Source organism: Streptomyces sp. NPDC103540 (genome assembly GCF_055584445.1).
The window spans coordinates 419,203-436,327 of sequence record NZ_JBVJMA010000001.1 but is presented as its reverse complement, the minus strand read 5'-3'; the positions used below and the strand labels follow the sequence as shown (position 1 = coordinate 436,327).

General features: G+C 74.4%; 15 protein-coding genes. 6 read left to right on the top strand and 9 right to left on the bottom strand.

Going from position 1 to position 17,125, the window contains the following annotated elements:
• Positions 1 to 3 precede the first annotated feature (3 nt).
• The gene (locus ACZ6ZI_RS01915; protein ID WP_469514516.1) at positions 4 to 609 is read right to left on the bottom strand and encodes a hypothetical protein; all 606 of its coding nucleotides are present in this window, start codon (positions 607 to 609) and stop codon (positions 4 to 6) included.
• 103 nt (positions 610 to 712) lie between these two features.
• Between ACZ6ZI_RS01915 and npdG the strand changes: the two genes are divergently transcribed.
• A complete protein-coding gene (npdG, locus tag ACZ6ZI_RS01910) occupies positions 713 to 1,417 on the top strand; it encodes an NADPH-dependent F420 reductase (protein ID WP_363061710.1) in 705 nt (234 codons plus the stop codon).
• A gap of 115 nt (positions 1,418 to 1,532) precedes the next feature.
• Positions 1,533 to 1,715: a hypothetical protein gene (locus ACZ6ZI_RS01905; protein WP_363061712.1), complete on the top strand. Its 183-nt coding sequence runs from the start codon at positions 1,533 to 1,535 to the stop codon at positions 1,713 to 1,715.
• A 74-nt stretch (positions 1,716 to 1,789) separates the two neighbouring features.
• Here the strand turns inward: ACZ6ZI_RS01905 and ACZ6ZI_RS01900 are convergent, their stop codons facing one another.
• On the bottom strand, positions 1,790 to 2,590 hold the full coding sequence (locus ACZ6ZI_RS01900; protein ID WP_469514511.1) for a site-2 protease family protein: 801 nt from the start codon (positions 2,588 to 2,590) through the stop codon (positions 1,790 to 1,792).
• Positions 2,591 to 2,663: 73 nt separating this feature from the next.
• Between ACZ6ZI_RS01900 and ACZ6ZI_RS01895 the strand changes: the two genes are divergently transcribed.
• A complete protein-coding gene (locus tag ACZ6ZI_RS01895; protein WP_469514508.1) occupies positions 2,664 to 6,221 on the top strand; it encodes an AfsR/SARP family transcriptional regulator in 3,558 nt (1,185 codons plus the stop codon).
• A gap of 23 nt (positions 6,222 to 6,244) precedes the next feature.
• Here the strand turns inward: ACZ6ZI_RS01895 and ACZ6ZI_RS01890 are convergent, their stop codons facing one another.
• The 3 genes from ACZ6ZI_RS01890 to panB all read right to left on the bottom strand — a co-directional run bounded on the left by ACZ6ZI_RS01890 (position 6,245) and on the right by panB (position 9,117).
• Positions 6,245 to 7,105, bottom strand: coding sequence for an ABC transporter permease (locus ACZ6ZI_RS01890; protein ID WP_363061718.1), 861 nt, complete (start codon positions 7,103 to 7,105; stop codon positions 6,245 to 6,247).
• On the bottom strand, positions 7,102 to 8,097 hold the full coding sequence (locus ACZ6ZI_RS01885; protein WP_363061720.1) for an ATP-binding cassette domain-containing protein: 996 nt from the start codon (positions 8,095 to 8,097) through the stop codon (positions 7,102 to 7,104). Before ACZ6ZI_RS01885 ends, ACZ6ZI_RS01890 begins: the two co-directional genes overlap by 4 nt.
• 159 nt (positions 8,098 to 8,256) lie before the next feature.
• On the bottom strand, positions 8,257 to 9,117 hold the full coding sequence (gene panB / locus ACZ6ZI_RS01880; protein ID WP_469514502.1) for a 3-methyl-2-oxobutanoate hydroxymethyltransferase: 861 nt from the start codon (positions 9,115 to 9,117) through the stop codon (positions 8,257 to 8,259).
• A 306-nt stretch (positions 9,118 to 9,423) separates the two neighbouring features.
• Here panB and ACZ6ZI_RS01875 point away from each other — a divergent pair, with 306 nt between their 5' ends.
• Positions 9,424 to 10,452, top strand: coding sequence for an endonuclease/exonuclease/phosphatase family protein (locus tag ACZ6ZI_RS01875; protein ID WP_363061724.1), 1,029 nt, complete (start codon positions 9,424 to 9,426; stop codon positions 10,450 to 10,452).
• A 91-nt stretch (positions 10,453 to 10,543) separates the two neighbouring features.
• Here the strand turns inward: ACZ6ZI_RS01875 and ACZ6ZI_RS01870 are convergent, their stop codons facing one another.
• Positions 10,544 to 12,298, bottom strand: a complete 1,755-nt coding sequence (locus ACZ6ZI_RS01870) for an NAD+ synthase (RefSeq protein WP_363061726.1) — start codon at positions 12,296 to 12,298, stop codon at positions 10,544 to 10,546.
• A 63-nt stretch (positions 12,299 to 12,361) separates the two neighbouring features.
• Complete coding sequence (locus tag ACZ6ZI_RS01865; protein WP_469514499.1) at positions 12,362 to 13,690, bottom strand: DUF4190 domain-containing protein; 1,329 nt, start codon at positions 13,688 to 13,690, stop codon at positions 12,362 to 12,364.
• Positions 13,691 to 13,932: 242 nt separating this feature from the next.
• On the opposite strand from ACZ6ZI_RS01865, the gene ACZ6ZI_RS01860 reads away from it, so the two are divergent.
• A complete protein-coding gene (locus tag ACZ6ZI_RS01860) occupies positions 13,933 to 14,622 on the top strand; it encodes a DUF998 domain-containing protein (RefSeq protein ID WP_469514497.1) in 690 nt (229 codons plus the stop codon).
• Entirely contained in the window at positions 14,619 to 15,557 is a 939-nt protein-coding gene (locus ACZ6ZI_RS01855) for an alpha/beta fold hydrolase (RefSeq protein ID WP_469514494.1), read from the top strand. Before ACZ6ZI_RS01860 ends, ACZ6ZI_RS01855 begins: the two co-directional genes overlap by 4 nt.
• Before the next feature lie 79 nt (positions 15,558 to 15,636).
• Here ACZ6ZI_RS01855 and ACZ6ZI_RS01850 read toward each other — a convergent pair whose 3' ends face one another.
• Positions 15,637 to 16,359 carry a DUF305 domain-containing protein gene (locus ACZ6ZI_RS01850; protein WP_469514491.1) on the bottom strand — a complete coding sequence of 241 codons (723 nt, stop codon included), beginning with the start codon at positions 16,357 to 16,359 and terminating at the stop codon, positions 15,637 to 15,639.
• A gap of 38 nt (positions 16,360 to 16,397) precedes the next feature.
• A complete protein-coding gene (locus tag ACZ6ZI_RS01845) occupies positions 16,398 to 17,060 on the bottom strand; it encodes a DUF3105 domain-containing protein (RefSeq protein WP_469514488.1) in 663 nt (220 codons plus the stop codon).
• Between the last annotated feature and the right edge of the window lie 65 nt (positions 17,061 to 17,125).

Sequence of the window (17,125 nt, the reverse complement as noted above, 5' to 3'; positions counted from 1 at the left end):
GACCTACCAGGGACTGGGCGGCGGGGCGGCCAACCGGTCCGCCAGCCGCGCCAGTCGGTCCCGGAACCTTCCCCGCCCCCGCCGCGCCGGCGGGGTGTTCTCCCCGGCCGCCGCGCTGACCAGGTGCTGCACCGTGTCCAGGTCCAGCTCCGCGGTGTCCGCGGGCGCCGACAGCACCTCGTGCGCCAACGACCCCAGATCCGGGTCCCCGCCGTCCAGGGACAGGACGGTCGCCCCCGCGCGCCGGGCGTCGTGCACCCGCTCCAGGAGGCCCTCCCCGGGCCGCTCGGGCGCCACCACCAGCAGCGTGTGCCCGCGCCGGGCCGCCCCCAGCCGACCCAGCCCCACCGACAGGTGCGGAGGCTCGCCCGGCCGCACCCGGTGGCGCACCAGCGTCGGAGCCAGCTCCGGCAGCCCCGACCAGGCGGCCTCGTCCACCAGGTGCGCCGCCAGGTGCCAGGGCTCGTACCGTTCGGTGCCCACCAACAGCAGGTTCCCGCCCGCCGGCACCACCGAACCGCGCAGCGCCCCGGCGAACCGCCGGGCCTCCTGCGGCCACCCGGTACCGGCGAGCACCTCCCGCAACAACGCGACCCTCACGGCGTCCATGACGGCATCCTGCCGCATCCCGGGCGCGGGGAAGGCCGCCGCGCGGACCACCGGCCCCGCAACCCCCTTCGACCTTGGGCTACCCGGCAGTACCCTCGCCCCCATGACTTCATCGGACAGCACGCAGAAGCCCCCGGCCAAGGACCCCTGGGACCTCCCCGACGTATCCGGCCTGGTCGTGGGCGTCCTCGGCGGCACCGGCGACCAGGGCCGCGGCCTCGCCTACCGACTCGCCCGCGCCGGCCAGAAGGTGATCATCGGCTCCCGCGCCGCCGACCGGGCCCGGGCCGCCGCCGGCGAGCTCGGCCTCGGCGTGGAGGGCGCCGACAACGCCGAGTGCGCGCGGCGCAGCGACATCGTGATCATCGCCGTGCCGTGGGAGGGCCACGCCAAGACCCTCGAAGCCCTGCGCGAGGACCTCGCCGGCAAGCTCGTCGTCGACTGCGTCAACCCGCTCGGCTTCGACAAGCAGGGCGCCTACGCCCTGCGGGTCGAGGAGGGCAGCGCCGCCCAGCAGGCCGCGGCCCTGCTCCCGGACTCCCGCGTCACCGCCGCCTTCCACCACCTCTCGGCCGTCCTCCTCCAGGACGAGTCCGTCGAGGAGATCGACACCGACGTCATGGTCCTCGGCGAGTCCCGCGCCGACACCGACCTGGTCCAGGCCCTCGCCGCCCGCATCCCCGGCATGCGCGGCGTCTTCTCGGGCCGGCTGCGCAACGCCCACCAGGTCGAGGCGATGGTCGCCAACCTGATCTCCACCAACCGCCGCTACAAGGCCCACGCGGGCCTGCGCCTCACGGACGTCTGAGCGGGCCTGAGACGGCCTCGGAGCCCCGCGGGCCGGGCGGGGCCCGGACGCCGCGGGGCATGGGGGACACTGGAGGGGCTCGACCCCGTCTTGTGTTGCCGAGGAGCTGTTCGGGATGCCCCGCCTTGCCGTGTTCGCCGTTGTCGTCTGCGCCCTCGCCGTGGCCGCGGCCGTGGTCGCCTTCGTGGAGGGGAGCTTCCTCGGGATCGTGTGGGTGCTGCTGGCGGGACTGACGTCCAACATGGCCTGGTACTACATCCGCAAGGAGAAGGCCCGCAAGCGACGCACCGCCGCCTGACGGGGCCGCCCGCCGGGGCCTGCCGACGGGCGCGCCCGACGGGGCCGTCCGCCGGGGCCGTCCGCCGGGGCGGCTCAGTCCGCCGGGGCGGCGCAGAAGCCGTACGAGTCCTGCCAGAAGCGGTACAGGTCGCGTCCGCAGTACGTTTCCAGGTCCGACACGCCCAGCCCGCGCAGCACGCCCCGCACCGCCTCGAAGAAGAACGCGTTGACCTCGGGGATCCACAGCAGCGCGAACACCCCGATCAGCGCGAACGGGGCCAGCGGCGCCAGCTCGCGGCGCACCCGGTGCGACAGCCACGGCTCGATGACCCCGTACCCGTCCAGGCCCGGCACCGGCAGGAAGTTCAAGATCGCAGCCGAGACCTGGAGCAACGCCAGGAAGGCCAACGCGAAGATGAACGGCACCGGCACCCCGTCCAGGGCGTCCAGCCAGAACGGCGCCGTGCACACGATCGCGAACGCCACGTTCGTCAGCGGACCCGCCGCCGAGATCAGGCTGTGCTTCCAACGACGGTCGATCCGGTCGCGCTCGATGTACACCGCGCCGCCCGGCAGGCCCAGCCCGCCCAGGATCACGAAGACCACCGGCAGCACGATGCTCATCAGCGGGTGCGTGTACTTCAGCGGGTTCAGCGTCAGGTAGCCCTTCGCCCCGACCGTGATGTCACCGCCGTGCAGCGCCGTCCGCGCGTGCGCGTACTCGTGCAGGCACAACGAGACGATCCACGCCGCCGTGACGAACAGGAACACGGCCAGGCCCGGACTCGCCGCGTAGCCGGTCCACACCGCCCAGCCGGTGACCGCCATGACGGCGACGACGCCGAGGAAGACGGAACTGATCTGCCGCTCGCCGCGGCTCCCCTGGTGACCCATGCGGCGAAACCTATCCCGGGCGCCCCGACGCCGGGGGGCCGGGGCGGGGCCCGGAGCCGGGGACAATGGGGCGGTGCGTTACGCGATCCTCGGCACCACCCGGGCCTTCCGCGACGACGGCGGAGCCGTCGCCGTCGGCGGCGCGCGCCTGCGGGCGCTGCTGACCGCGCTCGCGCTGCGCCCCGGCCGCCCCGTCCCCGCCGCGCGGCTGGTCGCCGAGGTCTGGGACGCCGACCCGCCGGCCGACGCCCACGCCGCCCTCCAGGCCCTGGTCGCGCGGCTGCGCCGGGCGCTGGGGCACGCGGCGGTGCGTTCCGCGCAGGGCGGCTACCTGCTGGACGCCCGGCCCGAGGACGTCGACCTGTACCGCTTCGAAGCCCTCGTCCGGGCCGCCGCCGACGCCCCGGACCCGGCCGGGGCGGCGGCCCTGTACGACGAGGCCCTGGCTCTGTGGCAGGGGCCCGCGCTGGCCTCCCTCCCCGACCCGACGCCCGAGTCCACCCGCTGGGAGGCCGTACGCGGGGACGCGCGCCGGGGCCGCCTCGGCGCGGCCCTGGCCCTGGGCCGGGCGGAGACGGCCCTGCCCGAGCTGACCGAACTGTGCGCCCGGCACCCCCTCGACGAGTCCTTGCAGGTGCTGCGCCTGCGGGCCCTGCGTGCGGTGGGCCGCCCGGCGGAGGCGCTGGCCGGCTACGAGGAGGTCCGCCGCGACCTGGCGGCCCGCCTCGGCACCGACCCGGGCCCCGCCCTGCGCGCCCTGCACACCGAACTCCTCACCCCCGACGAACCCGCCCCGTACCCGGCACCGCCCGGGACCCGGGGCGGAGCCGCCCCGGCCCCGTCCGTGCCCGGCGCGGTCCCGTACCCGGCCGGCCCCGGAGCCCCGGGCGGAGCCGGGCGCCCCGGCCCGGTCGGGCCCGCGGGCCCGAGCGAAGGCGGGCATCCCGCCCCGGCCCCGCACCCGGCCCCCTACCCGGCCCCGGTCACGCCGGACGCCTCCGGGTCCGGCACGCCCCCGGCCCCGTACCCGACCGGCTCCGAGGTTCCCGGCCCGGTCGGGCCCGCGGGCCCCGGTGGGGTTTCCGGCGCGGAGGCCGGCGGGACCGGGCGGCCCGCCGGAGGCAACCTGCGGGCGCGGCTGACGACCTTCGTCGGGCGCGAGGGCGACATCCGGGCCATCGGTGACGACCTCGCCCGCGCCCGCCTCGTCACCCTCCTCGGGCCCGGCGGCGCCGGCAAGACCCGGCTGTCCCAGGAGGCCGCCGAGGCCCACGCCGGCCACGCCTGGCCCGACGGGGTGTGGTTCGTCGAACTGGCGCCCGTGGACGACCCCGAGGACGTGGCCGAGGCCGCGCTCGCCGCGCTCGGCGCCCGCCGCACCACACTGCGCGGCGCCGGCGCCGAGGAACTGCGCGCCCTCACCGACCGCACCGGCGACGACCCGCTCGACCGGCTCGCCGAGCACTGCGCCCGCCGTGAGCTCCTGCTGCTCCTGGACAACTGCGAGCACGTCATCGGCGCCGCCGCAGAGCTCGCCGAACGCCTCCTCACCCAGTGCCCCGGCGTCCAGGTCCTGGCCACCAGCCGGGAACCCCTGGGCGTGCCGGGGGAGTTCCTGCGCCCCGTCGAGCCCCTGCCGCCCGCCCCCGCGCACCGCCTCTTCGCCGATCGGGCCGCCGCCGCCCGCCCCGGCTACGACCCCGCCCGGGACCCGGCCGCCGTCGCCGAGATCTGCCGCCGCCTGGACGGGCTGCCGCTGGCGATCGAGCTGGCCGCCGCCCGGCTGCGGCTGCTCACCCCGCGCCAGATCGCCGACCGCCTCGACGACCGCTTCCGCCTGCTCACCGGCGGGGCCCGCACCCTGCTGCCGCGCCAGCAGACCCTGCGCGCCGTCGTCGACTGGTCCTGGGACCTCCTCGACGCCCCCGAACGCACCGTCCTGCGCCGCCTGTCCGTCTTCGCCGGCGGCTGCGACCTGACCGCCGCCGAGGACGTCTGCGCCGACCCCGCCTACGAGGTCGCCGACATCCTCGGCTCCCTCGTCGACAAGTCCCTCGTCGTCGCCGAACCGGGCCCCGACGGCATGCGCTACCGCCTCCTGGAGACCGTCGCCGAGTACGCCGCCGAGCGCCTCGCCGAGGTCGACGGCGACCGCGCCGCCACCGAACGCCGCCACCTCGTCCACTACCGCGAACTCGCCCGTACCGGCGAGCCCCTGCTGCGCTCCCGCGCCCAGCGGGAGACCGCCGAGCGGCTCTCCACCGAGTACGAGAACCTGCGCACCGCCCTGCGCCGGGCGGTCGCCGCCGGCGAGGCCCAGGAGGTGCTGTGCCTCGTCCACTCCCTGGTCTGGTACTGGCACATGCACGACCTGCGCTCCGAGTCCCGGCACTGGTCCAACGCCGCCGCCGAGCTCGGCCCCGACCCCTTCGCACCCCCGGTGGTGCCCGCCGAACCCGTCCACACCCGGATCGTCGACGCGCCCCCGCCCTACGACGGCGAACTCCTCACCGAGGGCTGGCGCGGCATCCGGATGATCCGGCTCGCCGCCCGGGACCAGAACAGCTCCGGCTGGAACTCCCCGGACGTCCGCGCCGAGGTCGAGGGCATGGTGGCCGCCTACCGGCCCGGCCTGCCGCAGACCTGCCGGGCCCCGTCCGGTCTGTGGATCTACGCCGTCATGATCGCCGGCGATCCGGAACTGCTCCGCACGGCGGTGGACGGGAACGTCGCCGTCGCCCGCGAGCTGGGCCTGCGGTGGGAGCTGGCCTCCGCCCTGCAACTGCGCGCCAACGTCTTCGCCAACCGCGCCGACTGGTCGGGGGACGCCGTCCGCGACGCCGACGAGAGCCTGGCCCTCTTCCGCGAAATGGGCGACGACTGGGGCTGCGCCGAGGCCCTCGCCGCCCGCGCCGAGTCCCGGGAGCGGCGCGGCGACCACGCCCTCGCCGCGCAGGACTACCTCGACGCGATCGAACACGCCGAACGCCTCGGTGCCAAGGCCCAGGTGGCCGTGATGCGGGTGCGGATGGCCGGCACCCTGATGGAGACCGGTCGGGCGGCCCTCGCGGAGGAGATCCTCACCGAGGTCCTCGCCGACTCCGAGCACTACGGCAACGAGGCCATGCCCGCCTGCCGCATGTTCCTCGCCGACATCCTCGGCCGGGACGGCCGCTTCGACGAGGCCCGCGCCCAGATCAAGGCGCTGCGCGAGGAGTTCTCCTTCGGGGCGTACGCGATCTTCGACGTGTTCCTGCTCGCCACCATCGGCCGGCTCGACAACCGGCAGGCCCGCCACGAGGACGCGCTGACGCTCGTCCGCGGGGCCGTGGGCACCTCCATGGACCCCCTGGCCCTGATGGTCGCGCCGCAGTTGCCCGCCGTGTTCCTGCTGACGGCCGCCGTCGCCCTCGCCGCCCCCGACGGCCCCCGCCGCGAGGAGGACGCCGCGCGGCTCCTCGGCGCCTACCGCGCCCACCTGCCCTCCGGGCACGCTCCGATCAGCACCGAACGCGAGGACGCCGCCTTCGTCGAGGAACACGCGCGGGCGGCCCTCGGCGCCGACGCCTACGCGCGCGCTTACGCCGAGGGCGGCGGCCTCTCCCCGGGGGAGGCCGCCGCCCTCGTGTGATCCGGCGCTCGGGCCGGGCCGCGTCAGGTCTTCTGACGGAACTTGCGGACCGCCAGCGGCATGGTGACCAGCGTGATCGCCAGCGACCAGCCGAGCGTGAGCCAGACGGAGTTGCCGAGCGGGGCGTCGTTGATCAGTCCGCGGGCCGCGTCGGCCAGGTTGGACAGCGGGTTGTAGTCGGTGAAGGCCTGGAGCCAACCCGGCATGGTCGACGGCGGCGCGAAGATCGAGCTGCCGAACTGCAACGGCATCAGCACGAGCATCGCCATGCCCTGGACGGCCTGCGCGGTCTTCATGGTCAGACCCAGCAGGATGAAGATCCACATCAGCGAGGCGCCGAAGACGGCCGACAGGCCGATGGCGAGGAACAGGTCCAGGACCGAGGACTTGATGGACAGGCCCAGGATGAAGCCCACGCCCAGGAGGATCGTGATGGCGACCATCATCCGGCCGAGCTCGACCACGATCTTCGCGATGAGGACCGAGGAGCGGGCGATCGGCATGGACCGGAAGCGGTCCATCACGCCCTTCTTGAAGTCGTCGTTGACGCCGGTGCCGACGCCCATCGCGATGTTCATGCCCATCATCGCCATCAGGCCCGGGACGACGTAGTTGACGTACTCGCCCTGGTTGCCCTTGCCGGAGATCGCGCCGCCGAAGACGAACACGAACAGCAGCGTGAAGATGATCGGCATGAACAGGACGTCGAACATCGACTCCGGGTCCTGCTTGATCTGGAGCAGGTTGCGCCGGGCCAGGGCGCCGATGTGGCGCAGGTTGCCCCGCAGCCCGATCCGGCCCTCGTCCGCGACCGGGGTGCGGACGGCGGAACCGGCCGCGGCGGTCGTGGTGTCGTCGCGGCTCGTCGTGGTTGCGGAGCTCATGCCGCGACCTCCTCGGTGATGGCGGGCTTCTGGCCGGTGATCGACAGGAACACCTCGTCCAGGCTGGGCAGGTAGGTGCCGAGGTCGGCGATGGCGTGACCGCGGGCGGCCAGCAGGCCGACCACCGCGGTCAGCTGCTCGTCGCTGAGGATCGGTACGAGGAGCACGCCCTCGTCCGGGACGGCCTGGGAGCCGGACACGCCGTCCAGACCGGCCTCGGCCAGCGCGCGGGCCATGCCCGGCAGGTCGGCCGACTCCACGGGACGGATCCGCAGCGTCCGGCCGCCGACGCGGGCCTTCAGCTCGTCGACCTTGCCCTTGGCGATGACCTTGCCCCGGTCGATGACCGTCAGCTCGCTCGCGAGCTGCTCGGCCTCCTCCATGTACTGGGTGGTGAGCAGGACGGTGGCGCCCTCGGCGACCATCCGCTGCACCTCGTCCCACACCTCGTTGCGGGTGCGGGGGTCCAGGCCGGTGGTCGGCTCGTCCAGGTACAGCACGGCGGGACGGCCGATCATCGAGGCGGCCAGGTCGAGCCGGCGCCGCATGCCGCCCGAGTAGTGCATCGCGGCCTTCTTCGCCGCCTCGGTGAGCGAGAACCGCTCCAGCAGCTCGTCGGCGCGCGAGCGGGCCTCCTTGCGGGACAGGTCCAGCAGGCGGCCGATCATGTAGAGGTTCTCCCAGCCGGAGAGCTTCTCGTCGACCGAGGCGTACTGGCCGGTCAGGCCGATGGTGCGGCGCAGCTGCCGGGGCTGGCGGACCACGTCGAAGCCGGCGACCGTGGCCGTGCCGGCGTCGGGAACGATCAGGGTGGAGAGGCAGCGCACCAGCGTGGTCTTGCCGGCGCCGTTGGGGCCGAGGACCCCGAGCACCGTTCCCTCACGGACATCCAGGTCGACCCCGTCCAGGGCCTTGGTCTCGCCGTAGTGCTTGACCAGCCCCCGTACTTCCACGGCGTGGGGGTTCTTGTCGATTCGCGTCATGTCCACCATGGGACCAGCCGCCACTGACAAACCACCGACAGCGGACCGACAGGCGACCGACGGCCCGCCGACACGCACGTGCCGCCGGACCGCGGAGAAGGGCCGGTGAGGGCGCCGGGAGGGGCCCGGTGAGCCCGGCCGGGAGGTCCCGGCCGGGCCCCTCCCGGATCAGTGGAAGGCGTGCTCTTCCTGCGGGAACGTTCCGCCGACCACGTCCTCGGCGAACGCCTTCGCGGCGTCCGTCATGGTCGCGCGGAGGTTCGCGTACTGCTTCACGAACCGCGGCAGCTTCCCGCCGGTCAGGCCCATCATGTCGGTCCACACCAGGACCTGGGCGTCACACTCCGAGCCGGCGCCGATGCCGACCGTCGGGATGTGCAGGGACCGGGTGACCTCGGCGGCCAGCTCGGCCGGCACCAGCTCCAGCACGACCGCGAACGCGCCCGCGTCCTGCGCGGCCTTCGCGTCCCGCAGCAGCCGGTGCGCGGCCTCGTCGCCGCGGCCCTGCACCCGGTAGCCCATGGCGTTCACGGACTGCGGGGTCAGGCCCAGGTGGGACATGACCGGGATGCCGGACTGGACGATCAGCTCGGTCTGGGCGAGCGAGCGCTCCCCGCCCTCCAGCTTGACCGCGCCCACCCCGGCCTCCTTGACCAGGCGCGTCGCGCTGCGCAGCGCCTGTACGGGGCCTTCCTGGTACGAGCCGAACGGCAGGTCGCCGACGACCAGGGCCCGACCGGTGCCCCGTACGACGGCCGCCGACAGCAGCGTCATCTCGTCCATCGTCACGGGGACGGTGGTCTCGTAGCCGAGGTGACAGTTGCCCATCGAGTCGCCGACGAGGATGACCGGGATGCCGGCCTCGTCGAAGACCGACGCGGTCATCGCGTCGTAGGCCGTGAGCATGGGCCACTTCTCGCCGCGCTCCTTGGCGAGGGTGAGGTCGCGGACGGTGACCCGCCGGGTGCCGGCCCCTCCGTACAGGGTGGGGGCGGCGGCTTCGCGGGCAGGCGAAACGGCATGCGTCATTGCAACTGCTCCTTGTGTCATCTCGAGGCGCCCTCACGGCGTCCCCGGACTCACTCCCCATGGTGGCACCCGTCCGGCCGTGGACGGTAGTGGCGCGGGCCCGGCACGATGACCCGTACGTCACACTCCCGGCCCCCACCGGGGGCGCGCGACCCAATGTGCGCGTTTCGTGACAAGCGGAACCTTGGCCGCACGGCCGTTCGTCCTCGGGAAGGTACGGCCGCACAGGACGGCGCGGAAGGCTCCGTACATCGCCTAGGGTCAAGGGGCGGGGACGGAGCGCGAGCACGGCAGCGAGGACATGGCATGGCACAGGCGTATGTGACGGAGACGGGGAACGGCGGCTCCGAGCCGGAGCCCTCCGGGTCCGGTCTGCGGCACCGACTGGCCGAGCTGCGCCGTGACCCGGGCATCTGGCGGCGCGGGATCGTGACCGCCGCGATCGCGGCGCTGATCTCGCTCGTCATGATCTTCCACGCGGAACTGCCCAACGACGTCGGCAACCTCGGCAGCCTCATCGAGACCTTCCTGCCCTGGCTGGGGCTGGCCGTCCCGGTGCTGCTGGCCATCGCGGTGGTCCGCAAGTCCGCGACCGCGCTGATCGCGATACTGCTGACCGCCGTCGTCTGGGCGAACCTCTTCGGCGGGCTGGTCACCGACAAGTCCGGCCGCGGCGGCAACCTGATGATCGCCACCCACAACGTCGACGCCGACAACCCCGACCCGCGCGGGACCGCCGAGTCCGTCGCCAAGTCCGGGGCGGACGTGCTGGCCCTGACCGAGCTGAAGGCCGGCGCCGTCCCGATCTACGAGAAGGCGCTGGAGGAGACGTACAAGTACCACGCCGTCGAGGGCACCGTCGGGGTGTGGAGCAAGTACCCGCTGACCTCCAGCCGCTCCGTGGACATCCGCCTGGGCTGGACCCGCGCGATGCGCACCACCGTGGCCGGCCCCTTCGGTGACCTCGGTGTCTACGTCGCCCACCTGCCCTCGGTCCGCGTCAAGCTCAACGCCGGCTTCACCGCCAACCAGCGTGACAACAGCGCCGACGCGCTGGGCGCGGCGCTGGCCTCCGAACCGCTGAAGAACGTCGTCCTGATGGGCGACCTCAACGGCACCATGAACGACCGCGCCCTGTCGGAGGTCACCTCGCAGATGCGCTCCACGCAGGGCGCCGCGGGCGACGGCTTCGGCTTCAGCTGGCCGGCCCAGTTCCCGATGGCCCGCATCGACCAGATCCTGGTGCGCGGGGTGAAGCCCGAGGCCTCCTGGACCCTGCCGCGCACGGGCAGCGACCACCTTCCGGTCGCCGCCCGCGTCACGATCCGCCCGTAGCCCGTAGCCCGTAGCCCGTAGCCCGTAGCCCGTAGCCCGTAGCCCGTAGCCCGTAGCCCGTAGCCCGTAGGCCCGCGGGTCGCGGCGGGGCCTACGCCTGCTCGCGCCAGCCGTTGGTGATGGGCAGGCGGCGGTCCTTGCCGAAGCCCTTCGCGGAGATCTTGGTGCCCGGCGGGTACTGGCGGCGCTTGTACTCCGCCGTGTCCACCATCCGCACGGTCCTCGCCACCAGGGCGCGGTCGTAGCCGGCCGCGACGATCGCCTCCAACCCTTGATCGCGGTCCACGTACAGCTCCAGGATCGCGTCGAGCACCGGGTAGTCCGGCAGCGAGTCCGTGTCGACCTGGTCGGGGCGCAGCTCGGCGCTGGGGGGCTTCACGATCGAGTTCTCGGGGATCGGCGGGGTCTCGCCGCGTTCGACGGCGGCCCGGTTGCGGTGGCGCGCGAGCCGGAACACGTCCGTCTTGTAGACGTCCTTGATCGGACCGTAGGCGCCGACCGAGTCGCCGTAGAGCGTGGAGTAGCCGACGGCCAGCTCGGACTTGTTGCCCGGGGCCAGCACGATGTGGCCCTCCTGGTTCGACAGGGCCATCAGCATCGTGCCGCGCAGGCGGGACTGGAGGTTCTCCTCCGCCAGACCGGTGAGGCCCAGGGCGCCCATGTAGGCGTCGAACATCGGCTCGATGGAGACGGTCCGGAAGTTGAGCCCGGTGCGCCGCGCGAGGTCGGCCGCGTCGCCCCTGGAGTGCTCCGAGGAGTACTTCGAGGGCATCGAGACGCCGTACACGTTCTGCGCGCCGATCGCGTCGCAGGCGATGGCCGCGACGAGCGCCGAGTCGATGCCGCCCGACAGCCCGATCAGGACGGAACGGAAGCCGTTCTTGCGGACGTACGCGCGCAGGCCCACGACCAGCGCGTCGTAGACCTCCTCGTCGTCGTCGAGGCGGTCGGCGTAGCCGCCCGTGACGACCGGCTCGTACGGCTCCACCGGCTCCTCGGTGAGGACGACGCGGTCGATGCGCAGGCCGTCGTCCACGACGCCCTCGGGGGCGTCCGGGCGGGCGGCGGGCAGATCGAGGTCCAGCAGCACGCAGCCCTCGGAGAACTGCGGCGCGCGGGCGACCACCTCGCCGGAGGCGTCCACCACGATCGAGTCCCCGTCGAAGACGAGCTCGTCCTGGCCGCCCATCATCGCCAGGTAGGCGAGGGTGCAGCCGGCCTCCTGGGCGCGCTTGCGGACCAGCTCCAGGCGGAGGTCGTCCTTGTTGCGCTCGTAGGGCGAGGCGTTGATCGACAGCAGCAGGCCCGCCCCGGCCGAACGGGTGGCGGGCACGCGCCCGCCCTCCTGCCAGAGGTCCTCGCAGACGGCGAGCGCGACGTCGACGCCCCGCACCCGGATCACCGGCTGGGTGTCGCCCGGCACGAAGTACCGGAACTCGTCGAACACCCCGTAGTTGGGCAGGTGGTGCTTGGCGAAGCGCAGGACGACCTCGCCGCGGTGCAGGACGGCCGCGGCGTTCTCCGGGGACCCGGCCGGACGCCCGAGACGGGGCGTGGCCCGCTCGGTGCGGTCCAGGTAGCCGACGACGACCGGCAGCTCGCCGAGGCCCTCCGCCGCGAGGCGCGCCGCGAGGGCGCGCAGGGCCGTGCGGGAGGCCTCGACGAAGGACGACCGCAGGGCGAGGTCCTCGACGGGGTATCCGGTCAGCACCATCTCCGGGAAGGCGACCAGGTGGGCGCCCTGCTCGGCGGAGTGCCGGGTCCAGTGGACGATCGAGTCGGAGTTGGCGGCGATGTCGCCGACGTGCGAGTCGATCTGATTCAGAGCCAGACGTAGTTGAGGCACGCCCCCCAGTGTAATCGTCTTTCTGACGCGATGTCCTGGGCGCGGGGTCGCGGGCCCCGCGGTTCAGCGGGGCCCGTCGACGGGACCGGCGTACTTCACCGGGTGCAGCAGGACGTTCGGGGAGAGCTCGACGCGGATCTGTCGGGTGCCGGGCGGGAGCTCGTAGGCGGCCGTGCCGGTCGCGGAGCCGCCCGGCTCGACGTTGCCGGAGATCCGCTTCGGCATCTTCCCGTCGATCACCAGCCGGCAGGGGCGGCCCTGCTCGTCGGTGACGGCGGGCATCGCGTAGGAGAAGGCGTGGGCCCGTTCCCGGTTGTTGGTGACGGTGAAGGTCAGCTGGACGGCGTTCTTCACCTCGATGTACTCGCTGGTCGTCTTGTACGGGCGCGGCTGCGCGACGCTGACCTTGAAGCCGGTCGGGTAGGCGTACTCCGTGCCGAACGCGAGCGGGGTGGTGGTCCCGGGGCCCGTCGCGCTCGGGGCGGGGGTGTCGAGGCCGGAGTCCCACTCGTCCCCGTACTCGTCGTCGTGGGCGTCGGGCTCGGGCCAGTCGTACTCGCCGCTGATGGGGTCGTCGTACCGCTCGATCTCGTCGACGATCCTGACGGTGAGGAAGAATCCGCCGACCGAGACGGCGAGGCTCAGTACGCCGAGGACCACGCCCGTGACGGCCATCGCCTTGCGCGGGGCGCCGCGGACGGCCCGGACCAGGCCGGCGATGGCGATGCCGAGGCCGGTGAGGCCCGTGAGGGTGCCGAGCCAGAAGACGAACGGGACGATGCTCAGCAGCACGCCGATGATGCCGAGGACCAGGCCGGCGACGGCCAGGCCGTTCCCGGGCTCGGGGGCGGTGGCGTATCCGGGGTATCCGGGATAGCCGGGGTAGCCGGGGTAGCCGGGGTAGCCGGGATGGCCCGGGTGTCCGGCGTGTCCCGGGTGACCGGGGTGGGGCGGGCCGGGAGGGGCGGCGGGCGCCGCCGGCGCCCCGTACGGGGCCGGCGCGGCGAACGCGCCGGCGGCCGGGGGAGCGGCGGGGCCCGGGGCGGTCGGGGCGGCGGAGCCGATCGGGGCGAACCCCGAGGGCGCGGGGGCCGGCGGCGCGAAGGGGTTGGCCTCGGCGGGGGCCGGCGGGGCGGGCGCGACCGGCGCCGGGGGCGCGGGCGGCGGGGTCTTCTCCAGGGAGGTCGGGGTCGGCGTCGGGGCCTGGGTCGGCGCCCGGTCCGGCGTCGGCGCCGGGGCCTGCGGGGCCTGTGGGGCCTTCTCCAGGGAGGGCCCGGACGGTCGCGTCGGCTCCGACGGTCCCGTCGGCGACCCGGCCTCGGGTATCGGCGTTCCGGCGGGTTCGGTCGGCGGGCCGGCCGGGTCGCCGGGCGGGTCGGTGGGCGTGCTCATACCTGGCGGCGTCCTTGAGGTGGTGCGGCGTACGGAGGGTCCGGGCGTGCGCCAGCCTGCCACGGCGCCCGGGGCCGTCCAACCCCGTGGCCCGGTCGGCCCCGCCGCGAGGGAGGAATGGGGTGGTATGTGCCGGTCCCGTACCGCCCGGGCAACGTCTGCGGGTCCTCGTACGTCTACTGGAGAGTAGGGCCCGCGGCAGAGCGTGGGCCCGCCCCCGAGCTTTTAGGATAAGTCGCACTATGCGTACAAAAGGGAACGCGTGGCCCGTCGCCACCCTGATCGGCCTCGGTGCGGCCGCCTATACCGCGTGGGTCCTCGAAGTCGTCCTCTCGACCGGTCTCAACCCCATCGAGACGTACGTCAGCGAACTGGCCGCCCAGGACCAGCCGATGGGCGGCCTCTTCCGCGCCACCGACTTCACCGCCGGCATGCTCGCCTTCCTCGGCGCGCTCCTCGCCCTGGCACGCCTGACCCGCCACCCCGAATCCCGCAGGCCCTGGGCCGTCATCGGCTGGGCCGGCGTCGCCCTCTTCGGCGCGGCCACCGCCGCCGACGCCTGGCTCCCGCTCAGCTGCGCGCCCACCGTGGACCCCGAATGCGCCGCCCGCGAGACCGCCGGCCTCGTCCCCGCCACCCATCAGGCCCACGCCGTCAGCAGCAGCCTCGCCATGACCGGCGCCCTCACCGGCATAGTGGCCCTGACCGTCGCCGCCCGCCGCTACGGCTGGTTCGCGCCGCTCGCCCGCTACGGCCCCGCCCTCGTCGTCCTGGAACTCCTCGCCACCGTCTGGACCCTGACGGCCATCGCGATGTTCACCGCCGGGCGCGGCACCTGGGCCCTCGGCGCGGGCCAGCGGCTCCAGGTGCTCCTCGTGGCCCTGTGGCTGGGGCTGCTCGCCTGGTCCGTGCACAAGGAGCGGCGCACGTGACCCCGCCTCCCCGCCCCGCCGTCCCCGCGCCCCCCGCTCCCCGCTTCGTCGCGGTGGACGGGATCCCGCTGCACGTCCTCGTCGAGGGGCCCTCGCCGCAGGCCGCCGCCCCCCGCACCCCGCCCGGGCCGCCCGTGGTGCTCAGCGCCGGGCTGGCCATGGCCTGGTTCGACTGGGACGCGGTCGCGGCCGAACTCGTCGCCCGGGGCCGTACGGTGATCCGCTTCGACCGCCCCGGACACGGCCTCAGCGCCCCCGCCGTCCGGCCGCCGGGCGCCGCCGCCGAGGCCCACCGGATCGCCGCCCTGCTGAACGCCCTCGGCCTGCCCCCGACCCGCCCCGTCACCGTCGTCGGGCACTCCATCGCCGGGTTCCACGCCGAGGCCTTCGCCCGCCTGCACCCCGCGCGCACCGCCGCGCTCGTGCTGCTCGACTCCAGCGTGGAGGAGAACCCCCGTACGCCGCTGCCCACCGGGATCCGTACCGCCGTCGCCCGCGCCCTCAGTCGCGCCGCGAGCGCCGTCGGACTCCCGGCCGCGCTCGGGCCCGCCGCCCGGGAGGCCACCGTACGCGCCGGCCGGGCGGGCCGCGCCGCGGATCCGGCCGCGCGGGACCTCGTACGCCGCTGCTACCGCACCGGCCGGGTCTGGCGCGGGGCCCTGCTGGAGAACGCCCGCTACCCCGACACGGCCGAGGAGGTGCTCGCGCTGGCCGCCCGGCACCCGCTGACCGCCCCCGCCACCGTCCTCGCCGCCCACGACGGCCGCCACGGGCGCGCCGGGCGACGCTGGCTCGAACGGCAGGCCGCCCTCGCCGACCGGCTCGGAGCCCGCTTCGAGGTCGCCGAACCGGCCGGCCACCTCGTCATGCTGGACCGCCCGCACCAGGTGGCGCGGGCGGTCCTGGCGGCCGACGCGGGCGACCGACTCCCTTAGGGCCCGTCGTCAGGGCCCGTCGTCGACAGGCCTCGGGAGGACGGCCGACCCCGCGCCGGTGCACCCGTACGGGTGGGGATCACGAGCGCGGGGCGGCCCCGCGCTCGCGCAACATGTCGGCCATCAGCTTCAACTCCGACTGCTGCGCCTCGACCATGCCCCGGGCGAGATCCCGCTCGACCGGGGTGCGGCACTGCCGGGCACACCCCTCGGCCATGGCCACGCCGCCCTCGTGGTGGTCGGTCATCAGCTGGAGGTAGAGCACCTCGGCGTCCCGGCCTTCGACGGCCGCGAGCCGTGACAACTCCTCCTTGGTGGCCATGCCCGGCATGAGGGCGCCGGGCCTGGCGGCGGGGTGACCGCCGTGACCGCCACCGTCGCCACCGCCCGCGTCGCCACCGCTCCCGCCGTGACCGCCGTGGCCCTCGCCCGCCCCGGCCCCCTCCGGCGCGGCCATCCACGCCATCGGCGGCTCGTCCGCCACCACCTTCGGCAGCCCCCACAGGTCCAACCAGCCCAGCATCATGCCGCGCTGGTTGGCCTGCGTGTTGGCGATGTCGTAGGCCAGGCTGCGGACGGCCTCGTCCCGGGTGCGGTCGCGGACCACGAAGGACATCTCCACGGCCTGCTGGTGGTGGACCGACATGTCCCGGGCGAAGCCCGCGTCGGGGGAGTACGTCCCCGGGGTGCGGGCCGGCCCGTCCGCGCCGCCGGAACCGTTCGCGGCGGCGACCGTGGCCCCCACCGCGAACAGCGCCGCCAGCACCACGGCCGTGCCCGCGACCCAGTACGTACGCGGCACGCGCCGCCCGCCCTCCGCCTCCGCCGCCCGTGGCGCGGTCACTTGTCGGCCAGGCCGTTGGTGCAGGCCGCGCCCGGTTCGGGGGTCTGCGGGCCCTGCACGTACTTGGTGAAGAACTGCGCCACCCGCGGGTCACCCGCGCTGTCGACGGTCACCTGCTTGCCCCACGCGCTGAGCATGATCGCCCCGGTCTGCTCCTTGACCGGGCTCATCAGCGTGTACGGGGTCTTGCCGACCTTCTCGGCGAGCTTGTCGACCTCCGCCTTGGGGGCCTTGTCGCTGTACGTCACCCACACGGCGCCGTGCTCCAGCGAGTGCACGGCGTTCACCTCCGGGATCGGGTTCTGGTAGACGTCACCGTTGCAGTTCATCCAGCGGGGGTGGTGGTCGCCCCCGACCGGCGGGTTCATCTCGTACTTCACGGGAGTCTGCACGTGGTTGCGGCCCAGCTTGGCCGCGTCCCACGTCTGCTCCCCGGTCACGGGCGACTTGCGGGCCGCGACCGCGTCCTGTTCCTTCTTCTTCTCGTCCTGCTTCTGGTCGATCAGCACCCACGCGCCGAAGCCGACGAGGCCGGCGACGATCGCCGTCGACACGCTGATCGCCACGATCTTGTTGCGCCGTTCGCGTGCCTGGTCGGCGCGGCGCATCTCGGCTATGCGGCTCTGACGGGAGTGCTGGTCGGGGGTCCTGCTGGCCATGTGCCCTGGTTCCTTCTGCTGAGGGGGGTGTGGGGTGGAGCCGGTGGAGCGCCTGCCGGTGTGCC